General features: G+C 72.8%; 22 protein-coding genes. 21 read left to right on the top strand and 1 reads right to left on the bottom strand.

Annotated elements, in window-relative coordinates; translation table 11 throughout:
* Positions 1–3 precede the first annotated feature (3 nt).
* The 14 genes from mpaM to OHU35_RS22920 all read left to right on the top strand — a co-directional run bounded on the left by mpaM (position 4) and on the right by OHU35_RS22920 (position 12,891).
* Positions 4–1,011 (top strand): daptide-type RiPP biosynthesis methyltransferase, encoded by a 1,008-nt coding sequence (gene mpaM / locus OHU35_RS22855; protein WP_229873070.1) that lies wholly within the window; start codon positions 4–6, stop codon positions 1,009–1,011.
* Positions 1,008–2,273 carry a daptide-type RiPP biosynthesis aminotransferase gene (gene mpaD, locus OHU35_RS22860; protein ID WP_189725676.1) on the top strand — a complete coding sequence of 422 codons (1,266 nt, stop codon included), beginning with the start codon at positions 1,008–1,010 and terminating at the stop codon, positions 2,271–2,273. The genes mpaM and mpaD overlap by 4 nt, the downstream gene beginning before the upstream one ends.
* Positions 2,274–2,277: 4 nt before the next feature.
* On the top strand, positions 2,278–3,477 hold the full coding sequence (gene mpaC, locus OHU35_RS22865) for a daptide-type RiPP biosynthesis dehydogenase (protein ID WP_189725677.1): 1,200 nt from the start codon (positions 2,278–2,280) through the stop codon (positions 3,475–3,477).
* Between the two features lie 88 nt (positions 3,478–3,565).
* Positions 3,566–3,721: a daptide-type RiPP gene (locus OHU35_RS22870; RefSeq protein WP_189725678.1), complete on the top strand. Its 156-nt coding sequence runs from the start codon at positions 3,566–3,568 to the stop codon at positions 3,719–3,721.
* A 177-nt stretch (positions 3,722–3,898) separates the two neighbouring features.
* Complete coding sequence (locus OHU35_RS22875; RefSeq protein ID WP_189725679.1) at positions 3,899–4,057, top strand: daptide-type RiPP; 159 nt, start codon at positions 3,899–3,901, stop codon at positions 4,055–4,057.
* A 47-nt stretch (positions 4,058–4,104) separates the two neighbouring features.
* Positions 4,105–4,263, top strand: a complete 159-nt coding sequence (locus OHU35_RS22880) for a daptide-type RiPP (protein ID WP_189725680.1) — start codon at positions 4,105–4,107, stop codon at positions 4,261–4,263.
* A 73-nt stretch (positions 4,264–4,336) separates the two neighbouring features.
* Entirely contained in the window at positions 4,337–4,498 is a 162-nt protein-coding gene (locus tag OHU35_RS22885) for a daptide-type RiPP (protein WP_189725681.1), read from the top strand.
* A gap of 180 nt (positions 4,499–4,678) precedes the next feature.
* Complete coding sequence (gene mpaP, locus OHU35_RS22890) at positions 4,679–6,319, top strand: daptide biosynthesis intramembrane metalloprotease (RefSeq protein WP_189725682.1); 1,641 nt, start codon at positions 4,679–4,681, stop codon at positions 6,317–6,319.
* Positions 6,320–6,332: 13 nt separating this feature from the next.
* A complete protein-coding gene (gene lanKC / locus OHU35_RS22895; protein ID WP_189725683.1) occupies positions 6,333–8,843 on the top strand; it encodes a class III lanthionine synthetase LanKC in 2,511 nt (836 codons plus the stop codon).
* Positions 8,840–10,084 carry a YcaO-like family protein gene (locus tag OHU35_RS22900; protein ID WP_405506635.1) on the top strand — a complete coding sequence of 415 codons (1,245 nt, stop codon included), beginning with the start codon at positions 8,840–8,842 and terminating at the stop codon, positions 10,082–10,084. The genes lanKC and OHU35_RS22900 overlap by 4 nt, the downstream gene beginning before the upstream one ends.
* A gap of 71 nt (positions 10,085–10,155) precedes the next feature.
* Positions 10,156–11,040 carry an ABC transporter ATP-binding protein gene (locus tag OHU35_RS22905; protein WP_189725685.1) on the top strand — a complete coding sequence of 295 codons (885 nt, stop codon included), beginning with the start codon at positions 10,156–10,158 and terminating at the stop codon, positions 11,038–11,040.
* Positions 11,037–12,299: an ABC transporter permease gene (locus OHU35_RS22910; RefSeq protein ID WP_405506637.1), complete on the top strand. Its 1,263-nt coding sequence runs from the start codon at positions 11,037–11,039 to the stop codon at positions 12,297–12,299. The genes OHU35_RS22905 and OHU35_RS22910 overlap by 4 nt, the downstream gene beginning before the upstream one ends.
* A gap of 78 nt (positions 12,300–12,377) precedes the next feature.
* Positions 12,378–12,557 (top strand): hypothetical protein, encoded by a 180-nt coding sequence (locus OHU35_RS22915; protein ID WP_189725687.1) that lies wholly within the window; start codon positions 12,378–12,380, stop codon positions 12,555–12,557.
* Between the two features lie 91 nt (positions 12,558–12,648).
* Positions 12,649–12,891, top strand: a complete 243-nt coding sequence (locus OHU35_RS22920) for a hypothetical protein (protein ID WP_189725688.1) — start codon at positions 12,649–12,651, stop codon at positions 12,889–12,891.
* A gap of 24 nt (positions 12,892–12,915) precedes the next feature.
* On the opposite strand, the gene OHU35_RS22925 is transcribed toward OHU35_RS22920, so the two are convergent.
* Complete coding sequence (locus OHU35_RS22925) at positions 12,916–14,115, bottom strand: pyridoxal phosphate-dependent aminotransferase (protein ID WP_189725689.1); 1,200 nt, start codon at positions 14,113–14,115, stop codon at positions 12,916–12,918.
* Between the two features lie 128 nt (positions 14,116–14,243).
* Between OHU35_RS22925 and OHU35_RS22930 the strand changes: the two genes are divergently transcribed.
* The 7 genes from OHU35_RS22930 to fbaA all read left to right on the top strand — a co-directional run bounded on the left by OHU35_RS22930 (position 14,244) and on the right by fbaA (position 21,013).
* The gene (locus OHU35_RS22930) at positions 14,244–14,522 is read left to right on the top strand and encodes a hypothetical protein (RefSeq protein ID WP_189725706.1); all 279 of its coding nucleotides are present in this window, start codon (positions 14,244–14,246) and stop codon (positions 14,520–14,522) included.
* A gap of 579 nt (positions 14,523–15,101) precedes the next feature.
* The gene (locus OHU35_RS22935; RefSeq protein WP_405506638.1) at positions 15,102–15,629 is read left to right on the top strand and encodes a DUF2617 family protein; all 528 of its coding nucleotides are present in this window, start codon (positions 15,102–15,104) and stop codon (positions 15,627–15,629) included.
* Between the two features lie 114 nt (positions 15,630–15,743).
* The gene (locus OHU35_RS22940; protein ID WP_189725708.1) at positions 15,744–17,399 is read left to right on the top strand and encodes a polyamine aminopropyltransferase; all 1,656 of its coding nucleotides are present in this window, start codon (positions 15,744–15,746) and stop codon (positions 17,397–17,399) included.
* A gap of 106 nt (positions 17,400–17,505) precedes the next feature.
* Positions 17,506–18,444: an SRPBCC domain-containing protein gene (locus OHU35_RS22945; RefSeq protein ID WP_189725709.1), complete on the top strand. Its 939-nt coding sequence runs from the start codon at positions 17,506–17,508 to the stop codon at positions 18,442–18,444.
* A gap of 51 nt (positions 18,445–18,495) precedes the next feature.
* The gene (locus tag OHU35_RS22950; RefSeq protein ID WP_405506639.1) at positions 18,496–19,284 is read left to right on the top strand and encodes an aldose 1-epimerase; all 789 of its coding nucleotides are present in this window, start codon (positions 18,496–18,498) and stop codon (positions 19,282–19,284) included.
* 10 nt (positions 19,285–19,294) lie between these two features.
* On the top strand, positions 19,295–19,843 hold the full coding sequence (gene pyrE / locus OHU35_RS22955) for an orotate phosphoribosyltransferase (RefSeq protein WP_189725711.1): 549 nt from the start codon (positions 19,295–19,297) through the stop codon (positions 19,841–19,843).
* Positions 19,844–19,990: 147 nt separating this feature from the next.
* Positions 19,991–21,013: a class II fructose-bisphosphate aldolase gene (gene fbaA, locus OHU35_RS22960; RefSeq protein WP_189725712.1), complete on the top strand. Its 1,023-nt coding sequence runs from the start codon at positions 19,991–19,993 to the stop codon at positions 21,011–21,013.
* Positions 21,014–21,063: the final 50 nt, after the last annotated feature.

Below are 21,063 nucleotides of genomic sequence, written 5' to 3' on the forward strand. Positions count from 1 at the left end.
GCCATGCCCCTCACGACGACCGAAGAGACCACGACGAGCGACGAGATCACGACGGCCGACGGGCCCGCGACGAGCGACGAGATCACGACGGCCGGTGGGCCCGCGACGGGTCACGAGATCACGACGAGCGACGAGATCACGACGGCCGATGGGCCCGCGACGAGCGACGAGATCACGATGGACCACGCGACCGCGACGGACCACGCGACCACGACGGTCAGGGCACGCACCCTCGCCGCCCGCAGGATCGCCGAGCTCGGTGACCGGGCCCGCGTCTGCGGCCTGTACGACGCCCTTGGCGCCCCGCTCTACCACGACCTCGCCACCTACGACGACCCGGAGACCCGGGCCCTGCTGACCGCCGTGCGGACGACGCCCGGCCCCGTGCTCGACCTCGCGGCCGGCTCGGGACGATTCACCCTGCCGCTGCTCGCCATCGGCCGGCAGGTCACCGCCCTCGATCTGTCCACCGACATGCTGGCGCTGCTGCGGACCGCACTGGACCGGGCTCCGGCGTCGATGCGAGCCCGCTGCACCGTGGTGCGGGGCGACATGTCCCGCTTCGCACTCGGACAGCGGTTCCCGCACATCCTGCTCGGCACCACCTCGCTCTCGCTCCTGGACGAGGACGGCCGCGCGGGTCTGTACCGAAGCGTCCTGGCGCACCTTGCCGAAGGCGGCCGGTTCCTGCTGACCGTCCTGGAGCGGGGCGACTCGGACGGCCCCGACGAGACGGCCGTACGGGTCACCGGAGCCGGCGGCACCGTCTACGAGCTGTACGAGCACTGGCCGGCCGGCGCCGACAGCCGCTCGGTCACCCTGCTCCCCGCCGACCCGCCGCAGGACGACAGCCCCGTCACGGTCTGCACGGACCGCGTGGCCGTCCTCGACCTGCCGCGCCTGGAGGAAGAGCTCACCGCGTCCGGCCTGACCATCACCTCCCGCCAGCTCCTCTCCCCGCCCGGCGAGCGTCACCGCGTGACACTCCTGACCACGGAAGCCTCCCGATGACCGCGCTCTGGCCCTACCTCATACCGCCCTCCAGCCACGGCGACGACAGCCTCTGCGCCGTCGGCGCCGCCGGACACCGCGTCACCTTCGCGGACGGCAGCACCGCCCTCGACGCCGACAGCGGGCTGTGGAACGTGAACCTCGGCTACGGCAACCCGCGCATCGCCGAGGCCATCGCCGAAGCCGCCGCCCACGCCTCCTACCTCGGGGCCTTCCGCTTCGAGAACAGCTACGCCCGCCGCGCCGCCGAGGACCTGCTACGGATCTGCGGGCCCGACCACTACGCCCGGGTGCTCTTCTCCACCGGCGGCGGAGTCGCCAACGACGCGGTCATGAAACTGGCGCGGATCTACCACGCCGTGCAGGGCCGGCCCGGACGCAACCTGGTGGTCGCCCTGCGGGGCAGCTTCCACGGACTGACCTTCGGCGGGTTCGCCCTGACCGGGGAGGACCTGGGACAGCGGGTCTACGGAGTGGACCAGCGGCTGATCCGCCACGTCACCCCGAACGACACGGCCGAACTCGGCCGGCTGATGGCCGCCCTCGGCGGCCAGGTCGCCGCGGTCGTCGTGGAACCCGTCGTCGGCACCGGCACGCTCCCGCTCGACGAGTCGTTCGTGGCCGAACTGGGCCGCCTGCGCGACGAGCACGGCTTCCTCCTGGTCGCCGACGAGGTCGCCACCGGCTTCGGCCGCACCGGAAGCTGGTTCGCCTCCGAGAGCTGGCCGGGCCTGCCCGACGTACTCGTCACCTCCAAGGGCCTGACCAACGGGGCCTGCCCCGCCGCCGCCCTGGTGATGTCCCACCGGGTGACCCGGGCCCTCGTGGAGCACGACACGATGTTCGCCCACGCCGAGACCCAGGGCGCGACCGCCCTCGCCTGCGCCGCCGTCAGCGCCACGATCTCCGAGATGGAGCGCCTCGACGCGGTCACGGCGGGCCGGAACGTCGCCGCCTGGCTCCAGCAGGGGCTCGCGGAACTGGTCGAGCGGCACCCGCTCGCCACGCACACCACCGGCGTCGGCTGCTTCCGCACCCTGCACCTGACCCACCCCGACGGGCGCCCCCTGGCCGGAACGGACGTCGCCGGCCTCATCACACGGATCCGGCACGCGGGCGCCATCGTCCATCCCGGTCCCTCCGGCATCCAGCTCGTGCCCTCCCTCACCTACAGCCGCGCCGAGGTCGCCGAGCTCATGACCTGCGTCGAGGAGGGACTCGACAGCCTGCTGCCGGCGACCTCCCTGGCCGCGAGGAGCTGACCCCATGCCCGTCTCCCTCGACACCTACGACCGCGTTCCCGTACTGCTGCGGGAACTGAGCCCCACCGGCGTGACCGTCCTGACCGACCCGGCCGTGGCCGACCACGCCGTCACCCGGAAGGTCCTCGCCGAGATCGCCCGTGCCGGGTTCACGCCCACCCGGGCGGTCACCCCGGCGGACGGAGGGATGCCGGCCGTCGAGGCCTTCGCCTCCCGGTTCTCTCCCGGTGAGCTGGTCGTCGGCGTCGGCGGGGGCAGCACCCTCGACTTCGCGAAGCTCTCGGCCGCCGTCGGCCGCCGCCCCGACCTCCTGCGCTACCTGACCTCCGGGCAGCGCAGCGGACTGGTGGCGCTCCCGCTCCCCTGGGGGGAGCACGCCGAGGTCCTCGCGATCCCCACCACCCTGGGCACCGGCAGCGAGGCGGGACCCGTGGCCTGCTTCCCCCACGAGGACGGCAAACGCATCGCGATGGGGGAGTGCCTGCGCCCCCGTGCCGCCCTCTGGGTGCCCGAGGCCACCGAGTCCCTCCCTGGGCCGCTCGTCATGGACGGCGTGCTGGAAGCGATCTTCAGGACCGTCATCCCGTACAGCAGCGACACCCTCGACCTCGCTGAACAGGACGCCGCTGTCGAGGAGTTGGCGGGCCGGCTGCTCACGGTCGGCGACGAACTGGCCCGGTGCTTCGCCGCCGGCCTGCCGGCCCCCGCGTCCGGGAGGCTGCGGGCCGCCCGGCTCAGTGCCGAGAGCCAGCGCGGCGCCATCAACGTCGGCCGCAACCCGTACGCGGTGAAGTGCTGGGCCCTCGCCAACGAGCTCTCCACCACGCTCGGCCTGGCCAAGATGCGCGCGGTCTCCGCCCTGTGGCCGGTCGTGTGGCGCCAGGCCCTGCGGGGAGACACCCGCTTCGGCAGCGCCGACCGCGTCCACCGGCTGTGGGAGCGCCTGCGGCAGCGGGCCCCGTGGCTCGCGCCGCGGCCCGACGACGGTCTCGAACAGCTGATGCTGCGCTGGCGGATCGACCGCACCGTGCACCTCGCCCCGCACCTGCGCCACCCCATCGCCCTGCGCAGCGTGCGTGCCTGGGGCGCCGGACTTCCCACCCTCGCCGGGTTGAGCGCCGACGACGTCGCCGCGCTCCTCGCCGAGGCCACCGAGCCGACCGCCTCCGTGGCCGGCTCCCCCGAACCCCTCCCGGCGGCCTGAGCGCCTGACCCGGAGGAGAAACCGCACCACCGCACCACAGCACCACCGCACCAAGGCACCACCAAACCGACAACACGAGGAGAACACCATGGCGCACAACAACCCGGTCGAGCAGGAGCTGCAGGAGCTCGGCACCGAGCTGGAGATGCAGGAGCTGGAGACCCTGGAGGCCCCGGGCTGGGCCACCAGCGCCGGTGTCAGCGTCGGCATCTCGATCGTCTCCGTCGCCTGGAGCCTCACCTGATCGAGCCGGCTCCGGCCGTCCGATCCACCGCACCGTGCCCCGCGCACGGCCGGACATCCCCGACGGCGGCCGCCCGGCTCCTCGTGAGCCGCGCGGCCGCCGGGGGGACCCCCGGACCCGCACCACCACATCAGCCGCACCGTCCGACTCCGTCGCACAGCCGAGAGAGGCACTGACATGAGCGAGAACCTGGGCACCGTCGAGAACGTCGAGACCGCCGAGTTCGTCGAGCTGGAGATGCAGGAGCTGGAGGCCCTGGAGGCCCCGGGCTGGGGAACCATCAGCGTCGCCTTCTCCACCGGCGTCTCGGTCGGCGTCTCGGTCACCCTGACCTGATCACCCCGTAGAACCCCCACGAACAACTTCTCAGAGAGGCAACCGACATGAGCGAGAACCTGGGCACCGTCGAGAACGTCGAGACCGCCGAGTTCGTCGAGCTGGAGATGCAGGAGCTGGAGGCTCTGGAGGCCCCGGGCTGGGGCACCTTCAGCGTCGCGTTCTCCACCGGCGTCTCGGTCGGCGTCTCGGTCACCCTGACCTGATCAGCCGGGCAACCACCGGCACTGCTCGTACCACTCACACCAATCCGCAGAACCCCTCAGAGAGGCAACCGACATGAGCGAGAACCTGGGCACCGTCGAGAACATCGAGACCGCCGAGCTCGGCGAGCTGGAGATGCAGGAGCTCGAGGCCCTGGAGGCTCCCGGCTTCTGGACCGGCGTCTCCGTCGGCACGGCCATCAGTGCCTCCGTCGCCACCTCCATCACCCTCACCTGAGAGCGACACCGGCGAGCGCGCTGACGCGACGGGAGACGGAGTAGCCGGTTCCCCGCCACACCCTGGAGCCCCCTCGGGCGATACCGAGGATCTGCGGTGGTCCGGCCGGACCCCGGCCGGACCACCGCAAGGGTGCAACGTGCTCTCCCACTCCCCGCAGCCGTCCCGTTAAGGAAACCCATGAGCGCTGTCACGAGTCCACCACCGCCCACCATCCCGGCCCACGCGCGGCGCCCCCGCCTCGCCCCGAGCGCCGAGGTCCACTCGCCGGCCGACGGCCAGGGCGACTGGGTCCTCCAGCACGGCGCCCGTTACGTACGGATCAACGAAAAGGTCGCGGATCTCGTCCAGGAGCTGGACGGGGAGCGCGACCACGAGGCCCTCGCCGCCCGGCTGGGCGGTGCCTGGAGCACCGAGCGGGTGGGCAGCGCGATCTCGCGGCTCGACTCCCTCAAGCTGCTCGACGACGGCGAGACCCCGGCACCCGCCGTCGCCCCCCGCTTCCAGATCGTCCCGCCGATGACGCTCCAGCTCACGCTGCTGCGGCCGGGACGCACGATGCAGGCCCTGGGCCCGCTGTTCGCCCGCGTCTTCTCCCGGGGCGCGGTGGCGGCCGGGATGCTCTGTGTCCTGCTCGGTCTCGTCGCCCTCGTCGCCCAGCGGGACGCGGTCGCCGCGACGCTGAACAGCCCCCTGTCCGCGGTCGCGTTCGCCGGAGTGCTCTTCGCCCTGCTGCTCGGCGTGTCCATCCACGAGCTGGGCCACGCCGCCGTGCTCATCCGCTACGGGGGCCGCCCCTCACGCATCGGCGTCATGCTCTTCTACCTGATGCCGGCGTTCTTCTGCGACGTCTCGGACGCCTGGCGCCTCCCGGCCCGCCGGCAGCGGGTCCACACGGCCCTCGCCGGGCCCGCGGTCCAGACGTCCCTGGCGGCCGCCTCGGCCCTCGCGGCCTGGCCCCTCGCGGACGGCACGGTCAAGACCTGCCTGCTCTTCTTCGCGGTCACCAGCTACGGAACGGCGCTGCTCAACCTGACGCCGTTCATCAAGCTCGACGGCTACATCGCCCTGATGAGCCATGTGGACGTCCCCTACCTGCGCGACCGCGCCATGGCCGACGCCCGCCGAGCGCTCGCCCGGTTCCTGTTCGGCGGCACCTACCAGCGCGAACTGTCCACCCGCTGGACCATCGCGTACGGCTTCGCCTGCCTCGCCTTCCCCGTGTACTTCCTGAGCGCCGCCCTCCACACCTGGCTCGGCACCCTCCAGCGGGTCGGCTGGGTGGGACTCCTGCTGGCCGCCTCCGGACTCTCGTACCTCGCGTGGATCCTGATCCGCGGCGCCCTCCGGCTCTCCGCCGAGGTGAAGGCCGCCGGCGTCCGCCCCATCCGGGTCGGAGCCGTCTGCACCCTGCTGGCCGCTCTCGCGTGCGCCGCGCTGTTCCTGCCGGCCCGTCAGACGGCCGCCGCCGCCTACGTCACCGACGCCTCCGGCACCCGCCTCGTCCTGCCGCAGGGCTCCGCGGCCGAGCAGATACGCCCCGGGCAGCGCGTGACGCTGCAGACGAACGGCCTGGTCCTCAACGACACCGTCGCCACCGCCCGGGTGGGATCCGCCCGGTCCGGCCGGACCGAGGTCCCGGTCTCCACCTACTTCCCCGTCGACCTGGGAGGTGCCGTGGTCATGGACTCGACCGCCTACCCACTGGACCTCGACCGGATCCCCGCGCCGGCCACCGGCACCGCTGAGGTCGAGCTCGGCAGCGTGCCCCTGTGGAAGTCCCTCCACCGCACCTACGTGCTTCCGTTCCTGCCCTTCTGACCCTGGAGACACCGTGCTCGACACCCGGTTCATCAACTTCTGCCGCGCGGACTCGCTCTTCTACGACGCCCCCGCCACCGAGTCCGTCGGCGCGGACTTCCACGAGGGCCGGAACCTGCCCAAGGGCTGGACGGCCACCCGGGGACGGGAGTGGACGGTCTGCGTCCCACCCGACTCCAGCGTCCCCGACCAGGGGTGGAAGATCCACGTCGCGGCGTCCCCCGGCAACGCGGCCGGACTCCTCGACACCGTCGCGCCGTACTGCGTCGAGCACGGGCTGATGTACAAGTACATATCCGACCCGGAGACGCTCGCCCGCCGGGGCAGCAAGTACGGAGACCGCAGCGCCAGCGGCAAGTTCATCACCATCTACCCCGCTGACGAGACGGAGCTGAAGCAGGCCCTGGACGACCTGGAGCAGCTCGTCGGAGGCACCCCCGCTCCCTCGATCCTGAGCGATCTGCGCTGGCGGGAGGGCCCCCTCCACGTGCGCTACGGGGGCTTCGTACTGAAGACCACGCGGCTCAAGGACGGGACCCTCACACCCGCGATCACCACCCCGGACGGCGAACTCGTCCCCGACGAGCGGCGCCCCGGGTTCCACACCCCCTCCTGGGTCACGATCCCCTCCTTCCTGCAGGAGGCGCTCGCCGAACGGCGCGCCCGCACCCTCGGCGACTTCCCCTTCCGCGTCTACAAGGCCCTGCACTTCTCCAACGGCGGCGGCGTCTACCGCGCCGTCGACAAGCGCGACGGCAACGAGGTCCTGCTCAAGGAGGCCCGCCCGTTCGCCGGCCTCGACGCGGCGGGGGACGACGCCGTCGCCCGCCTCGACCGCGAGCAGTGGGCGCTGTCCCAGCTCGCCGGACTCGCCTCCGTCCCCGCCCTGAGGGACGTGCGCAAGGGAAACGAACACCACTTCCTGGCCCGCGACTTCGTCGACGGCACCCCGCTCACGGAACTCGTGCGCCTCCGCCACCCCTACGGCACCACCGACAACACGCCGCAGGCCCGGGCGGAGTACGCGGACTGGGCGCTGCACATCATCGGCCAGGTCGCCGAGGCCGTGGCCGCCATGCACGAACGCGGTGTGGTCTTCGGCGACCTGCACCCGGGCAACATCCTGGTGTGCCCCGACGACACCGTTGCCTTCATCGACATGGAGACCGCCACCCCCGCCGAGGAGATGCGCGGGCAGGCCATGGGCTCCCTGGGCTTCCGGGCCCCCGACCACCTCCGGGGCCCCGCCGTCGACCTGTTCGCGCTCGACGTGCTCCGGCTGACCATGTTCGTCCCCATGCCGCACGTCGTGCCGTGGGGCACGGAGAAGATCCGCACCCTGATCGACACGGCGGTTCGTGACTTCCCCCTCTCCGAGTCCTTCGTCCGGCAGATCGAGCGTGGCCTCAGCGACGATGTCCTGGGCGCGCGGACGGAGTTCGGCGTGCGCTGGCCCGCCGCCGGGGAGGAGACCGGGAACCTGATAGCGAACATCGCCGCGTCCATCGTCGAGGCGGCCACCCCCGAGCGGACCGACCGCCTCTACCCGGGCGACGTCTCGCAGTTCATCGTCAACGACGGGGGCGTGACCTTCGCCCACGGGGCGGCCGGCGTGCTCTGGGCGCTCCACCGCGCCGGAGCCGAGGTGCCCGCCGAGCACGTCGAGTGGCTGCTCGGCCAGGCCGGGCAGGTCACCGGCGACGGCCCCGGCTTCTTCACCGGCCTCGCCGGCATCGCGTACACCCTGGACGAGCTCGGCCACGCCGACGCCGCCGACGCGGTCATGGACCGCGCCTTCGAGGGATGCGACGCCAACGTGGCGACGACTCTGGCGACCGGCCTCTCGGGTCTCGGACTGACGGCGCTGCACCTGGCCGCCCGGCGGGGGGACGACCAGGGCCTGCGCCAGGCGCTCCAGCTCGCCGAACGGCTGCCCGACGCCCCGGCGCCCCAGCGCATCGGACTGCTGCACGGCCGCTGCGGCAGCGCCCTCCTCCTGCTGCGCCTGTACGAACACACCGGCCGCACCGACCTGTTGGAGCGGGCCGTGGCCGAACTCCACGCCGAACTGGAGCTCATCGAGCGCACCGACTTCGACGACCGCTTCCTCAGCCCCGGGCTCGAGGGTTCCGCCGGCATCGTGCTGGCCCTGCGCGCCGCGCTCCGGCACGCCCCCGGCGACGAGCGGCTGCGCACCGCGGTGAACCGGCTCGTGAACCTGCGGCGGGGCGGCTTCGCCACGTCGTGCGGCCTGCTGCACGGACGCGCGGGCGAGATCCTCGCTCTCGAGGACGGCGGCAGCACGTCCGAGCGGGACGTCCTGCGCTTCCACCTCGAAGCCCTCGGCTGGGAGGCGATCGCCGCCGAACCCGGCCGCGTCGACTTCCTCGGCAACTACGGCTACCGCCTCTCCACGGACCTGGGCACCGGTTCGGCGGGTGTCCTCCTGGCCCTCGCCGCCCTGCGCGACGGCGCCCCGGCCCTGCCCTTCCTCGCACCCGCGGTCCTCGGGGCGCGACGGTGATCGACATCCCGGCCACCCTCGCCCCCGCCTCGGGCATCGCCCAGCGCTACGCGGTGACGCCCCCGCACGACGACGATCCGCTGTGGAGCAGCGCGGTCGAACTCCAGCCGGCGCAGGCCGCTCTCCCGGACGTTCCGCTGTCCGCCCGGTTCGCCGGGGCCAGCGGCACCTCCCGTGTCGACGCCCTGCTGCGCGGAGCGGGCGAGGCCGTCGAGCGGCGTGCCCTGCACCCCTCGGCCGCCCACCCCGCCCGCCCGGGCACCGCGGCCGGCCTGGACGGCACGACGCTGTACGCGCACCACCCGGACCACGCCCTGTCCCACCCGGACGCCGAGGCGGCCGCCCTGTCCTGGTACGAGGCCCGCGACATGGACTCGGACGCCCCCGTACTCGTCCCCGCGGACCTCGTCGACTGGCCCGCCCGCCGGGCGGACCTGTTCGACCCGAGCCCGTCCGGCGCGGCGGCCGGCGCGAGCCACGAGACCGCTCTGGCGGCCGCGATGATCGAGGTGACGGAGCGGGACGCCCTCACCGTCGCCTGGGGCCGGCAGCTGAGCCTGCCCACGTACACCCCGTCGCCCGCCCACACCGGGCTCCGGGCGGCGTGGGAGCGGGCGCGCGCGGCGGGGCTCACCCCCGTGCTCGCCCGCATCCCCACCGCCGTACCCGGTCTCTGGTGCGTGACCGCCTTCCTGATCGACCCGGAGGGCCCGGGCGCCCTGGCCACCGTCGGCATGAAGGCGTCGACCCGGCCGGCCGAAGCCGCCGCCAAGGCGTTCCAGGAGGCGTGGCAGGTACGGGCCGCGCTGCGGGCGCTGCGTGCCCAGGGCGAGACCGGACACCTGGCCCCGGTCGTGACGGAGCACGACCGGCTCTGCCACATGCTGACCGGCCCCGCCTACGAGGCCGTGCGTGACTGGGTCGCGGGCTTCCAGGAGCCGGCCACGCTCCCGGTCTCCCCGCCCGCGCGTGACCTGGGCGCGGAGGAGATCCGGCGGGCCCTGACCGCCGACGGCGCCGGTCTCCTCGCCGTCGACCTCACCCCCCGCCTTCCTTCGGCCGTCGCCGCCATGGGCTGGCACGTCGTCAAGGTGCTGGCCCCCGGCTACCAGAACCTGCGGATGGACGAGACGCATTCGTGGAGCCTGCACCTGCCCCGTCTGGCGTCGGCGGTCGAACGGACCGGCTGCCCCGCCCGCCTGGACGACCCGCGGGAAGCGGCCCCGCACCCGTTGCCCTGACCCGGCGGTGGTCCGCCGCCGCTCGTGCCCCCCACCGAACCACCGATCAACCGAGCTGAGAGAAGACGCAGATGCTGGAACTGGAAGAAGTCGTACGAGACTTCGGTGATCACCGTGCCGTCGACCAGGTGTCCTTCCGGGTGTCCAGAGGCCGGTTGACCGGGTTCGTCGGCGGGAACGGCGCCGGCAAGACCACCACCATGCGCATGATCATGGGCGTACTGGCCACCAACGGCGGCGAGATCCGCTGGGGCGGTTCCCCCGTCACGGCCGCCGACCGCAGGGACTTCGGCTACATGCCGGAGGAACGGGGCCTCTACCCCAAGCAGACCGTCCTCGGGCAGCTCGTCTATCTGGCCCGGCTCCGCGGCCAGAGCACCGCCGACGCCCGCCGCCACATCGTCGAACTGCTCGAACGCCTCGGTCTCGCCGAGAAGAGCCAGTCCCGGCTCGAGTCCCTGTCCCTGGGGAACCAGCAGCGCGTGCAGATCGCGGCCGCCCTGCTCGGCTCGCCCCGACTGCTCGTCCTCGACGAGCCCTTCTCCGGACTCGACCCGCACGCCGTCGACACGATGGCCGAGCTGCTGCGGGAGTACGCCGCCGCCGGCATCCCGGTGCTGTTCTCCTCCCACCAGCTCGACCTGGTCGAGCGGCTCTGCGACGACCTGGTGATCATGGCCTCCGGCCAGGTCGTCGGCAAGGGCACCGCGGACGAGCTCCGTCACCGCGACAGGCCCCGGTACCACCTGGTCACCGGCGCGCCCGCCGGCTGGGCCCGCGCCGTCCCCGGCGTCACCGACGTCGAGGAACTCCCCGACGGAGCCCGCGTCGAGCTGGCCGCCGACGCCGATCCCGGCGCTCTCCTGACCCAGGCCCTGAGCCGGGGAGCCGTGCACGCCTTCACCCCCCTCGTTCCCAGCATCGCCGACGTCTACCGGGAGATGACCTCCGCATGAGCACCGTGACCTCGAACCCCGCAGACCGGGCCGAGACGTCGCCCGGCCCGAAGGGCACGCCCGCGGCTTCCGGCACCCCGTCCCCCGCGGCCCCGCGGGGCTCCTGGCGGATCGTCGCCGCCCGTGAGATCTCGGTGAAGCTCACCAACCGCGGCTTCCTGGTGTCGACGCTGGTCACCCTCGCCCTGATCGTGGGCGCGATCGGACTCCAGCTCTACCTGGCCGACTCGATGGGGAAGATCACCGTCGCGGTGGCCGACCAGCAGGCCGGCCGGATCGCCGGCCAGGCCGAGCAACTGGCCGTCCGGGCGGATCAGGACGTCGAGATCACCGTCCGGCAGAAGTCGTCAGCCGGCCAGGTGCGCGAGACCGTACGGTCCGGTGAGGCCGAGGCCGGGCTGCTGTTCGAGGGCGGCCGCTGGGTCCTGCTCGGCGACACCGGGCAGAACGACATCGCGGCCACCTGGATCGGCGCCGCGGTGCAGACGAACGCCCTCGACCGGAACGCGCAGGCCGCGGGCACCAGCCTGGCGGACCTCAGCGAGGGGGCGCAGGTCAAGCACGTCCTGCTCTCGGCCGACAAGACGCCCGAGAGCGCGGTCCGGATGACGACGTACTTCTTCGGCTTCCTCTTCTACCTGGCCGCGGTCCTGCTCGGTGCAGCCCTGGCGACCAGCGTCGTGGAGGAGAAGCAGAACCGCATCGTCGAGCTCATCGCCAGCTCCGTGCCGCTGCGGTCCCTGCTCGTCGGCAAGATCGTCGGCTCCACGCTCCTGGCGCTCGCCCAGATGGCGCTGTTCTGCCTGGTCGGCGTCGGCGGCCTGATGTTCACGGGCGAGCAGGAGTTCCTCGCCGACATCAGCTCGGGCCTGGGCTGGTTCCTCGTCTTCTACGTCGTGGGCATCGCGGTCCTGGCCTGTCTGTTCGCCGCCGCGGGCGCGCTCGCCACCCGGAGCGAGGACATCCAGTCGACCACGACGCCGGTGAACGCGATCACCGCGCTCGTGTTCATCCTCGGCGTCACCGTGTCCGGCGGTGTGCGGGAGATCCTCTCGTTCATCCCGCTGACCTCGACCGTCACCATGCCGGCGCGTGTCCTGGCGGGAGAGACCGCCTGGTGGGAGCCGGCCGCCGCGCTCGTCGTGTCGGTCGCCGCCGCGGTGTTCATCGTCGGGGTGAGCGGCCGTGTGTACCGCCGGGCACTGCTCCAGACCGACCGCAAGCTCTCGTTCCGCCAGGCCATGAAGCTGACGGACTGACCTGCCCGCACCAACCGAACCGCCGGTCGCACACGCCGGTACAGCCAGGAACCCAACCCCCCACCGGAAGGAAATCCGATGACCGCCTCCCGCTCCACCACCTCCCTCGCCGCCCTTCTGGCCGTGCTCGCCTGCGTGGAGGTGGTGCTGTTCGCCAGCGACGCCGCCGACGGCGTCCGCTACGGCGTCGGCGCCGCTCTCGCCGTCGGGATCCTCGTGGTGGTCGCCCGGCTCGCCAAGGGCCGCGCCTCCGACTGACGGGCCCCCACCCCGTGTCCGGGGCCGGCCGCCCCTACCGTTCGGCCGGCCCCGGACTCCCCTTCCTTCCCTTCCTCATGCGGAGCCGTCCATGAACTCCCTCCACCAGGTGTCGATCACCGGGCCGTCCGGGGCGCCGCCGGAGACAGCAGCGATCCGCTTCCTGTCCCTCCTCCCGGACGGATGGCGTGCCGAGGTCGGCGAGTTCCAGGAGAATCGCGCCCGCCTGCGCATCGAGGCCCCGCCCGGCACCACCACGTCCGAGGCCACCCGGACCGCCACCGACATCCTGTCCCAGCCCGGCCTTCAGGGCTGGCACCTGGCCGACGAATGACACCCGGGCCCGCCCGTCGGGCCCTCACTGTTTCCGCAGCTCAGCCAGCCTCTCGCCGGCTTCGCGCAACAGATCCGTGCGCTTGCAGAACGCGAACCGCACGAACGGCGCGCCCTCCTCGCGGTGGTCGTAGAAGACCGCGTGCGGGATGGCCACGACACCCGCTCGTTCCGGCAGGGCGCGGCAGAAGGCGAAGCCGTCGGTCTCGCCGAGGGGGCGGATGTCGGTGGTGATGAAGTAGGTCCCCGACGGGCGGAACACCCGGAACCCGGCCTCCTCCAGGCCCGCCGCCAGCAGGTTCCGCTTGAGCAGCATGTCGTCCCGGAAGGCGGTGAAGTACGACTCGGGCAGCGCCAGCGCCTCGGCGATCGCGTACTGGAACGGGCCCGCCGAGACGTACGTCAGGTACTGCTTCGCCGAGCGCACCGCCGTGACCAGCTCCGGGGCCGCCGTCACCCAGCCGACCTTCCAGCCGGTGAACGAGAACGTCTTGCCGCTGCTCGAAATGGTCACCGTGCGCTCGCGCATCCCCGGGAACGTCGCCAGCGGCACGTGCTCGGCCTCGTCGAAGACCAGGTGCTCGTACACCTCGTCCGTCACCACGAGCAGATCCCGCTCCACCGCCAGCTCGGCGATCGCCGCCAGCTCCTCGCGGGTGAGGACCGTGCCGGTCGGGTTGTGCGGGGTGTTGATCAGCAGCAGGCGGGTGCGGTCGGTGACGGCGTCGCGCAGCTCGTCCAGGTCGAGACGGAAGCGGGCCTCGTCCTCCTGCGCGCGGAGGGTGACCGGCACCCGGCGCCCGCCCGCCATCGCGATGCACGCCGCGTACGAGTCGTAGTACGGCTCCAGGGCGATCACCTCGTCGCCGGGCTCCACCAGGGCCAGCAGCGAGGCCGCGATGGCCTCCGTGGCCCCGGCGGTGACCAGGACCTCCGTGTCGGGGTCGAAGGACAGGCCGTACCGCCGCTGCTGGTGGGCGGCGACCGCGGTGCGCAGCTCGGGGACGCCGGGGCCCGGCGGGTACTGGTTGCCGCGGCCGTCCCGCAGGGCCCGTACGGCGGCCTCCCTGACCTCCTCGGGGCCGTCGGTGTCGGGGAAGCCCTGGCCGAGGTTGATGGCGCCGGTGCTCAGGGCCAGGGCGGACATCTCGGCGAAGATCGTCGTCCCGAACTCGGCGAGCCGGCGGTTGAGGAGGGGGCGCGCGCTGGAGGTCATGCCGGTCATCCTCCGCCGAAGCTCTGGACTTCCTCAACTCTGCTTTGGGGCGTGAGTGGGCCGGGCATCCCCTGTTCACGCAAGAGCGAGGCGCCCACGGGGGGCCGCTTCGGGGGAAACGAAAGGAGGGTGACGCCATGGTTATGGGCATCATCCTGGCGGTGTTCGCAGTCGTCCTGATCGCGGCGCTGGTGTCCGGTGTGCGCAGGGGCGGCTCCAGGCGGTCGGCGCGTCGTGGGACCTGGTCGTCCTCGGGTTCGGCCGGCAGCAGTGGCAGCTGGTGGGCCGGCGGGGGAGACTCCGGCTCGTCCGGCGGCTCGTCCTGCAGCAGCGGCTCGTCCTGCGGAGGCGGGTCGTCCTGCGGCGGGGGCGGTGGTGGTGGCGGTGGCTGCGGCGGCGGAGGCGGAGGCAGCTGACAGCGGTCGGCCGGCCTTCCCGACGGGGAAGCCGCACCCACCGAACGCGGGGTCCGCACCTGGGGCGGGCCCCGCGTTTGCGTGCCGGGCCGGATCCCGAGATTCCCGTCCGGCGGATCCATCGAACATCTGTCGGGCAACTGTGCGAGGTCTCAGACCACTTCACATGCCTGTAGGACAACCGCGTCCATGAGATGGCGTACCCAGGCGTGACTCCGGCAACTGCGCCCGTCAAACGGCCACTTCGGGGGCGGGCCGCACACCCGGGCGCCCGTCCGTCGCGGCTCCGGTCGCGAGCCACGGCGCACCGGCGCACGCCTCCCCGGCACCGGCGCACGCCGTAGTTGAACAATTGAGCTGTAGAGCCCTCTGAGGGATGGAAACCCTACGAACTTGGGTAAAAACGCTGTGACGGCGCCACAGTTCATGATTCCCTCTCAATCACCAACGCAGCCCCTCGGACGTCCCTGCGGACACCTTCCTGACCGGCCGACTGGGCTGACCCGGGCCGAACCCCCCGGTGCGACCGGGGCGCGGCGGACCCATCTCCCTCTCCTTGTGTGCTTGCGGAGCCGATCCATGCTCACGACCCTGAACACCTCCTACACCGACACGCGCGCGGCCGATCTCGCCTGGGCGCTGGGGCGCGAGCCGCTTCCCGCACTGGCCGCACTGGACCTCGAACTGAAGGGCGCGAAAATGCAGTTGCGACTCCTCGGCGCGTCCCACCAGGTCCTGCTGGAGGAGGAGCGGGGCATCTGCTCGGAGACGGTGGCGTGCATTCCGGGCAGCAGCACTCCGCTCCCGCTCGGCGTCGCCAAGCGGGTGGGCGACTGGGAGTACGAGTTCGCGGCCCGGGTCGAGGTCCTCTCGCCCGGCTCCTTCGAGGGCCGCGCCCAGGAGTTGCTGGCCCTCGTCTCCGACCACCCGCACGGCCTCGCGGGCGTCTTTCCCGGCAGCCCGCACGCCTTCACGGCCCTGCTGGCCCAGCACCACGAGGGGCAGGTGCACTGGCGGACCTGGCACGCGTACCCGCAGGACGGCCAGTTGGTGGCGACCCGTACGAGAGTCGGCGTACGGATGCCGGCGGCGGTCTCCGCCAACTGAACCGCAAACGCCGCACGCGGCGAACCCGATCCCGTACCGATATCGGGCCTCTGTAAACCAGCACCACACGTGTGGGTGACGAACCGCAGTCGAGGCGTGACGTAACGTCGCAGCGTGATCGAGCCGCACGCGCCCGCCCCGCCCGGTTCCCCGCCGCACTGGAGTGCCCCGGGCGGCCCCGGCGGCCCGGCGCGGCTGCCCGTCCGGCCCGGCACCGGACGGTTCCTGGTCCTCGCGGGCGTGTTCGTCTGCGCGGCCTGCGGACTCGTGTACGAACTCGAACTCGTCGCCCTCGCCTCCTACTTGATGGGCGACTCGGTCACGCAGGCGTCGGTCGTGCTGTCCGTCATGGTCTTCGCGATGGGCATCGGCTCCCTCGCAGCCAAGCGGCTGCGCGGGCTCGCCGCGGCCGGTTTCGGCGCCGTCGAGGCCACGCTCGCGCTCGTCGGCGGATGCAGCGCGATGGCCCTGTACGCCGTCTTCGCCTGGACCGGCGACTGGGGCGGCATGTGGGCGAGCGGCCCCCGCTGCCTCCTGGTCGCCTTCTCCCTCGCGACCGGTGTGCTCATCGGCGCCGAGGTCCCGCTGCTGATGGAGCTGATCCAGCGCATCCGCCGCCAGGACGCGGGCGGCGCCGTGGCCGACCTGTCCGCGGCGGACTACGTCGGTGCCCTCGTCGGCGGCCTCGCCTTCCCCTTCCTCCTGCTGCCGTTCCTCGGCCAGCTGACCGGCGCGCTGCTCACCGGCGCCGTCAACGCGGTCGTCGGCGGGGCGCTGGTGCTCGGGCTGTTCCGCCGGGACCTGACCCGGCGCGCCCGCTGGCTGCTGCTGCTCGCCAACGGGCTCGTGCTCGCGATCCTCGCCTCGGCCGCCGTCCTCGTCGACGACTTCGAGCGGGCCGCCCGGCAGGCGATGTACGGCAGGGACGTCCGCGTCGCGCTCCAGACCGGCGTCCAGGAAGTCGTCCTCGCCGGCGGCACGCACGGCCGGCCCCTCGCCCTCTTCCTCGACGGCCGGCTCCGGGTCAGCGGACGCGACGAACTCCGCTACCACGAGGCCCTCGTCCACCCCGCGATGACCGGGCCGCACGCGCGCGTGCTGATCCTCGGCGGCGGTGACGGCCTGGCGGCCCGCGAGGTGCTGCGCCACCCCGGAGTGGACCGGGTCGACATCGTCGAACTCGACGCCGAGGTCGCACGGCTGGCCCGCACCGACCCGGGCCTGTCCGCGCTGAACCGGCACGCGTACGGCGACCCGCGCGTGCACGTGACGGTCCAGGACGCCTTCGGCTGGCTGCGCGGGGCGCCCCCGGCGGCGTACGACGTGGTCGTCTCGGACCTGCCGGACCCGAGGATCACGGCGAGTACGAAGCTGTACTCCCAGGAGTTCTACGGCCTCACGCGACGCGTGCTGACCCCAGGCGGCCGGCTCGTGGTGCACGCCGGGCCGGTCGCGGCGGGGCCTCGGGTGTACTGGACGGTGGACGCGACGGTGCGCGCGGCGGGCTTCCGTACCGCGCCCTACGGCATGAAGGGACGCCGCGCCGGTTTCGCCGCCGGCCCCGACCGCACACCCGCCGACCGCTCCCGGGCCCCCCGGGACTGGGGTTTCGTCCTGGCCGCCCGCACGGACCCGCGGCCACGCCTCGACCCGGACGGTCCGCGCCCGCGGATCCTCACGGACGCGTCCCTCGCGGCGGGGGCGCGGGCGGCGCGGGGGACGCGGATCGCCGGGCTGCCCGCTTCGACGCTGGTGCATCCGCGGTACTGAGGGCACCGGGGAGCGGTGGGGGAGGATACGCCGGGCGGACCCGGATGCGGAGCGAATCCCGGAGGTGGGGGTGCGTTTCCGCCTGTGCTGGGTAGAGTCCGTCGACATGGAGCACGAGGTGTTCGTTCCGGTTCCGGCCGAGCGGCTCAGGGAGGTGCTGGACGACCCCGCGCGGGTCGCCCGGGTGGTTCCCGGGCTCCAGCAGGACGCCGGCGCCGAGCCCGTCGCCGGGCGGCTGAAGATCCGGGTCGGCAGTCACTCCGTCACCTACCGGGGTGCCGTACGGGTCTCCCGGCGGGACGACGGGGCGTACGCCGTGGAGGGTGCGGCGGAGGAGTCGCGCGGCAGCGGCTCGGTCGAGCTCGTCCTGCGGATCGCCCTGCGGGAGGCGGAGGACGGCTGCACCGTCGCGTTCGACGGCACGGCCTCAGCGGACGGGCGGATCAAGGACCTGCCGGCCGACGCGGTGCAGGGCGCCGTCGTCCGGCTGCTGAACCGCTTCGCGGAACACCTGGCCGGGGCGGCACCGGAAACGACCACGTCCCTCGCCACCCAGGACTTCGAACCCCGGGCGACGACCGACCACGAAACGACCCCGGACGCCGACGACGAGGCCCCGCCTCCGGCCAGGGCCGACGGGGGTACGGCGGCGGCCGGGGACGACGAGGGCGCCGGGTCCCCGGGGACCGCGGGGACCGCGGGGAAGCCTTCCGCCACTGGCTCCGGCGGCGGGAGCCCGGCCTCCGGTACGGGCGACGAGAGCCCCGCCCCCGCACCCGACGACGAAGCCCCTGCCCCCGAACCCCCCGCCCCCAAGGGCGACCCGGACGCCGAGTCCATCGCCGAGGCGGCGCACGCGCGGCGGACGATGATCGGGCGCAGTGCCGAGGAGGTCGATCACGCCCCGCCGCGCGGCCGGTACGCGCCGGTGCCCGCGCCGCAGACCGTGACGCCCCCGGCCCCGCTGCGCTGGGCGGCGCCCGCGGCGGCGCTCGCGGTGGCGTCGGCCATCGTGGCGGTCCGGGCCCTGCGCCGCCGGCGCTGAACCGCCCCGAATCGGGTGAGGCCCTCTTGATCACCGCAGTAGGGTCGTCCCGTGAGTGACGAAGACATCACGCTGACCGCGGGCGACGCGGAGGTGACCGTGCAGCCGGGCAACGGCGGCCGGGTCGGAGGGCTGCGGATCGGCGGCGTGGAGATGCTCCGGCAGGGCGAGCGCTTCGGGTGCTTCCCGATGGTGCCGTGGTGCGGCAGGGTCCGCGACGGACGGTTCCTGGACGGCGCCGCCGTGCGGCAGATGCCGCTCAACGCCCCGCCCCACGCCATCCACGGCACCGTCCGCGACCATGCCTGGCGCACCGCCCGCACGAGCACGGCCGAAGCCGTTCTCACATACGACCTCGTCGACCCCTGGCCCCACCCTGGCCGAGTCACCCAGGTCGTCGCCCTCGCCGAGGACGCGCTGACGCTCACCATGTCCGTGGAGACGTACGACGCGTCCTTCCCGGCGCAGATCGGCTGGCACCCCTGGTTCAACCGCACCCTCGGCGGCGAGGACGTACAGCTCGACTTCGACCCCGCCTGGCAGGAGGAGCGCGGCGACGACCACCTGCCCACCGGCAACCGGATCGACCCGAAGCCCGGCCCCTGGGACGACTGCTTCGGGATGCCCGGCGGCGTCGACGTCACCCTGACCTGGCCCGGGCAGCTGGAGCTGAAGGTGGCGAGCCGCGAGGAGTGGGTCGTCGTCTACGACGAGCAGGAGGCGGCCGTGTGCGTGGAGCCGCAGACCGGGCCGCCCAACGGCCTCAACACCCTGCCGCGCCTGGTCACGCCCCTGGAGCCGCTGGAGGCCACCACGACCTGGAGCTGGCGCCGCCTCTAAGCTGGGCGCCATGACGGACACACGCGGCGCGCTGCTGCAGCAGATCAAGGACAAGGCCGTGGTGCACGGCAAGGTGACGCTGTCGTCGGGTCTGGAGGCCGACTACTACGTCGACCTGCGCCGCGTCACCCTCGACGGCGAGGCCGCCCCGCTGGTCGGGCAGGTGCTGCTGGACCTGACGGCGGAGCTGGACTTCGACGCCGTCGGCGGACTCACCATGGGCGCCGACCCCGTCGCCGCCGCCATGCTGCACGCCGCCGCCGCGCGCGGGAAGCGCCTGGACGCCTTCGTCGTCCGCAAGGCCGCGAAGGCGCACGGGCTGCAGCGGCGCGTCGAGGGCCCGGACATCGCCGGCCGCCGCGTGCTGGTCGTCGAGGACACCTCCACCACCGGCGGCTCCCCGCTCGCCGCCGTCGAGGCCGTGCGCGAGGCCGGGGCCGAGGTCGTCGCCGTCGCGACGATCGTCGACCGGGCGACCGGCGCCGCGGAGAAGATCCAGGAGGGGGCCGGGGTGCCGTACCTCTTCGCCTTCTCGAAGGACGAGCTGGGCCTGGACTGACCGGGACCTGACCAGGGCGTGGACGGTGGCCTGGACCTTCCGGCCAAGTCTGGAAAGATGGGGCCGACGATGACGTCGCATCCCAAGGTCTAGGTCAGGGCCGTAAAGAACGCAGTACGCCAACCCGCAGATACAAGGAGCGGACGCATGCCCATCGCAACTCCCGAGGTCTACAACGAGATGCTGGACCGGGCGAAGGCAGGAAAGTTCGCCTACCCGGCCATCAACGTGACCTCCACCCAGACCCTGCACGCGGCCCTGCGCGGTTTCGCTGAGGCGGAGAGCGACGGCATCGTCCAGATCTCCACGGGTGGCGCCGAGTTCCTGGGCGGTCAGTTCAACAAGGACATGGTGACGGGTTCGGTCGCCCTGGCCGAGTTCGCGCACATCGTCGCCGAGAAGTACCCGGTGAACATCGCCCTGCACACGGACCACTGCCCGAAGGACAAGCTCGACGGGTACGTACGTCCGCTGCTGGCGCTCTCCCAGAAGCGCGTCGAGGCAGGTCTGAACCCGCTGTTCCAGTCGCACATGTGGGACGGCTCCGCCGAGACCCTGGCCGACAACCTCTCCATCGCGCAGGAGCTGCTGGAGCTCGCCCGCGCCGCCAAGATCATCCTCGAGGTGGAGATCACCCCGACCGGCGGCGAGGAGGACGGGGTCACCCACGAGATCAACGACTCCCTCTACACGACGGTCGACGACGCGATCCGCACGGTCGAGGCCCTGGGCCTGGGCGAGAAGGGCCGCTACCTGCTGGCCGCGTCCTTCGGCAACGTGCACGGCGTGTACAAGCCGGGCAACGTCGTCCTGCGTCCCGAGCTGCTGAAGGAGCTGAACGAGGGCGTCGCCGCCAAGTTCGGCAAGGCGTCGCCGTTCGACTTCGTCTTCCACGGCGGCTCCGGCTCCTCGGAGCAGGAGATCCTGACCGCGCTGGAGAACGGCGTGGTCAAGATGAACATCGACACGGACACGCAGTACGCCTTCACGCGCCCGGTCGCGGACCACATGTTCCGCAACTACGACGGTGTCCTGAAGGTCGACGGCGAGGTCGGCTCCAAGAAGACCTACGACCCGCGCACCTGGGGCAAGCTGGCCGAGGCGTCCATGGCCAAGCGCGTCCTCGAGGCCTGCGGCAACCTGCGCTCCACCGGCACGAAGATCAAGTAAGTCCGGTTTTCACGGCTTGAGCCCGGCACCTCCTGTGGTGCCGGGCTCTT

Origin of the sequence: Streptomyces purpurascens (assembly GCF_045040895.1) — a bacterium.
Lineage (GTDB): Bacteria > Actinomycetota > Actinomycetes > Streptomycetales > Streptomycetaceae > Streptomyces > Streptomyces purpurascens.

Coding starts and splice junctions, on each gene's coding strand:
- fbaA (WP_189725712.1), top strand. CDS start 19,991: ATGCCCATCGCAACTCCCGAGGTCTACAACGAGATGCTGGACCGGGCG.
- OHU35_RS22935 (WP_405506638.1), top strand. CDS start 15,102: ATGCTCACGACCCTGAACACCTCCTACACCGACACGCGCGCGGCCGAT.
- mpaM (WP_229873070.1), top strand. CDS start 4: ATGCCCCTCACGACGACCGAAGAGACCACGACGAGCGACGAGATCACG.
- OHU35_RS22880 (WP_189725680.1), top strand. CDS start 4,105: ATGAGCGAGAACCTGGGCACCGTCGAGAACGTCGAGACCGCCGAGTTC.
- OHU35_RS22945 (WP_189725709.1), top strand. CDS start 17,506: ATGGAGCACGAGGTGTTCGTTCCGGTTCCGGCCGAGCGGCTCAGGGAG.
- OHU35_RS22870 (WP_189725678.1), top strand. CDS start 3,566: ATGGCGCACAACAACCCGGTCGAGCAGGAGCTGCAGGAGCTCGGCACC.
- OHU35_RS22930 (WP_189725706.1), top strand. CDS start 14,244: ATGGTTATGGGCATCATCCTGGCGGTGTTCGCAGTCGTCCTGATCGCG.
- OHU35_RS22920 (WP_189725688.1), top strand. CDS start 12,649: ATGAACTCCCTCCACCAGGTGTCGATCACCGGGCCGTCCGGGGCGCCG.
- OHU35_RS22925 (WP_189725689.1), bottom strand. CDS start 14,115: ATGACCGGCATGACCTCCAGCGCGCGCCCCCTCCTCAACCGCCGGCTC.
- OHU35_RS22915 (WP_189725687.1), top strand. CDS start 12,378: ATGACCGCCTCCCGCTCCACCACCTCCCTCGCCGCCCTTCTGGCCGTG.
- OHU35_RS22885 (WP_189725681.1), top strand. CDS start 4,337: ATGAGCGAGAACCTGGGCACCGTCGAGAACATCGAGACCGCCGAGCTC.
- mpaP (WP_189725682.1), top strand. CDS start 4,679: ATGAGCGCTGTCACGAGTCCACCACCGCCCACCATCCCGGCCCACGCG.
- OHU35_RS22905 (WP_189725685.1), top strand. CDS start 10,156: ATGCTGGAACTGGAAGAAGTCGTACGAGACTTCGGTGATCACCGTGCC.
- mpaD (WP_189725676.1), top strand. CDS start 1,008: ATGACCGCGCTCTGGCCCTACCTCATACCGCCCTCCAGCCACGGCGAC.
- OHU35_RS22910 (WP_405506637.1), top strand. CDS start 11,037: ATGAGCACCGTGACCTCGAACCCCGCAGACCGGGCCGAGACGTCGCCC.
- pyrE (WP_189725711.1), top strand. CDS start 19,295: ATGACGGACACACGCGGCGCGCTGCTGCAGCAGATCAAGGACAAGGCC.
- OHU35_RS22875 (WP_189725679.1), top strand. CDS start 3,899: ATGAGCGAGAACCTGGGCACCGTCGAGAACGTCGAGACCGCCGAGTTC.
- mpaC (WP_189725677.1), top strand. CDS start 2,278: ATGCCCGTCTCCCTCGACACCTACGACCGCGTTCCCGTACTGCTGCGG.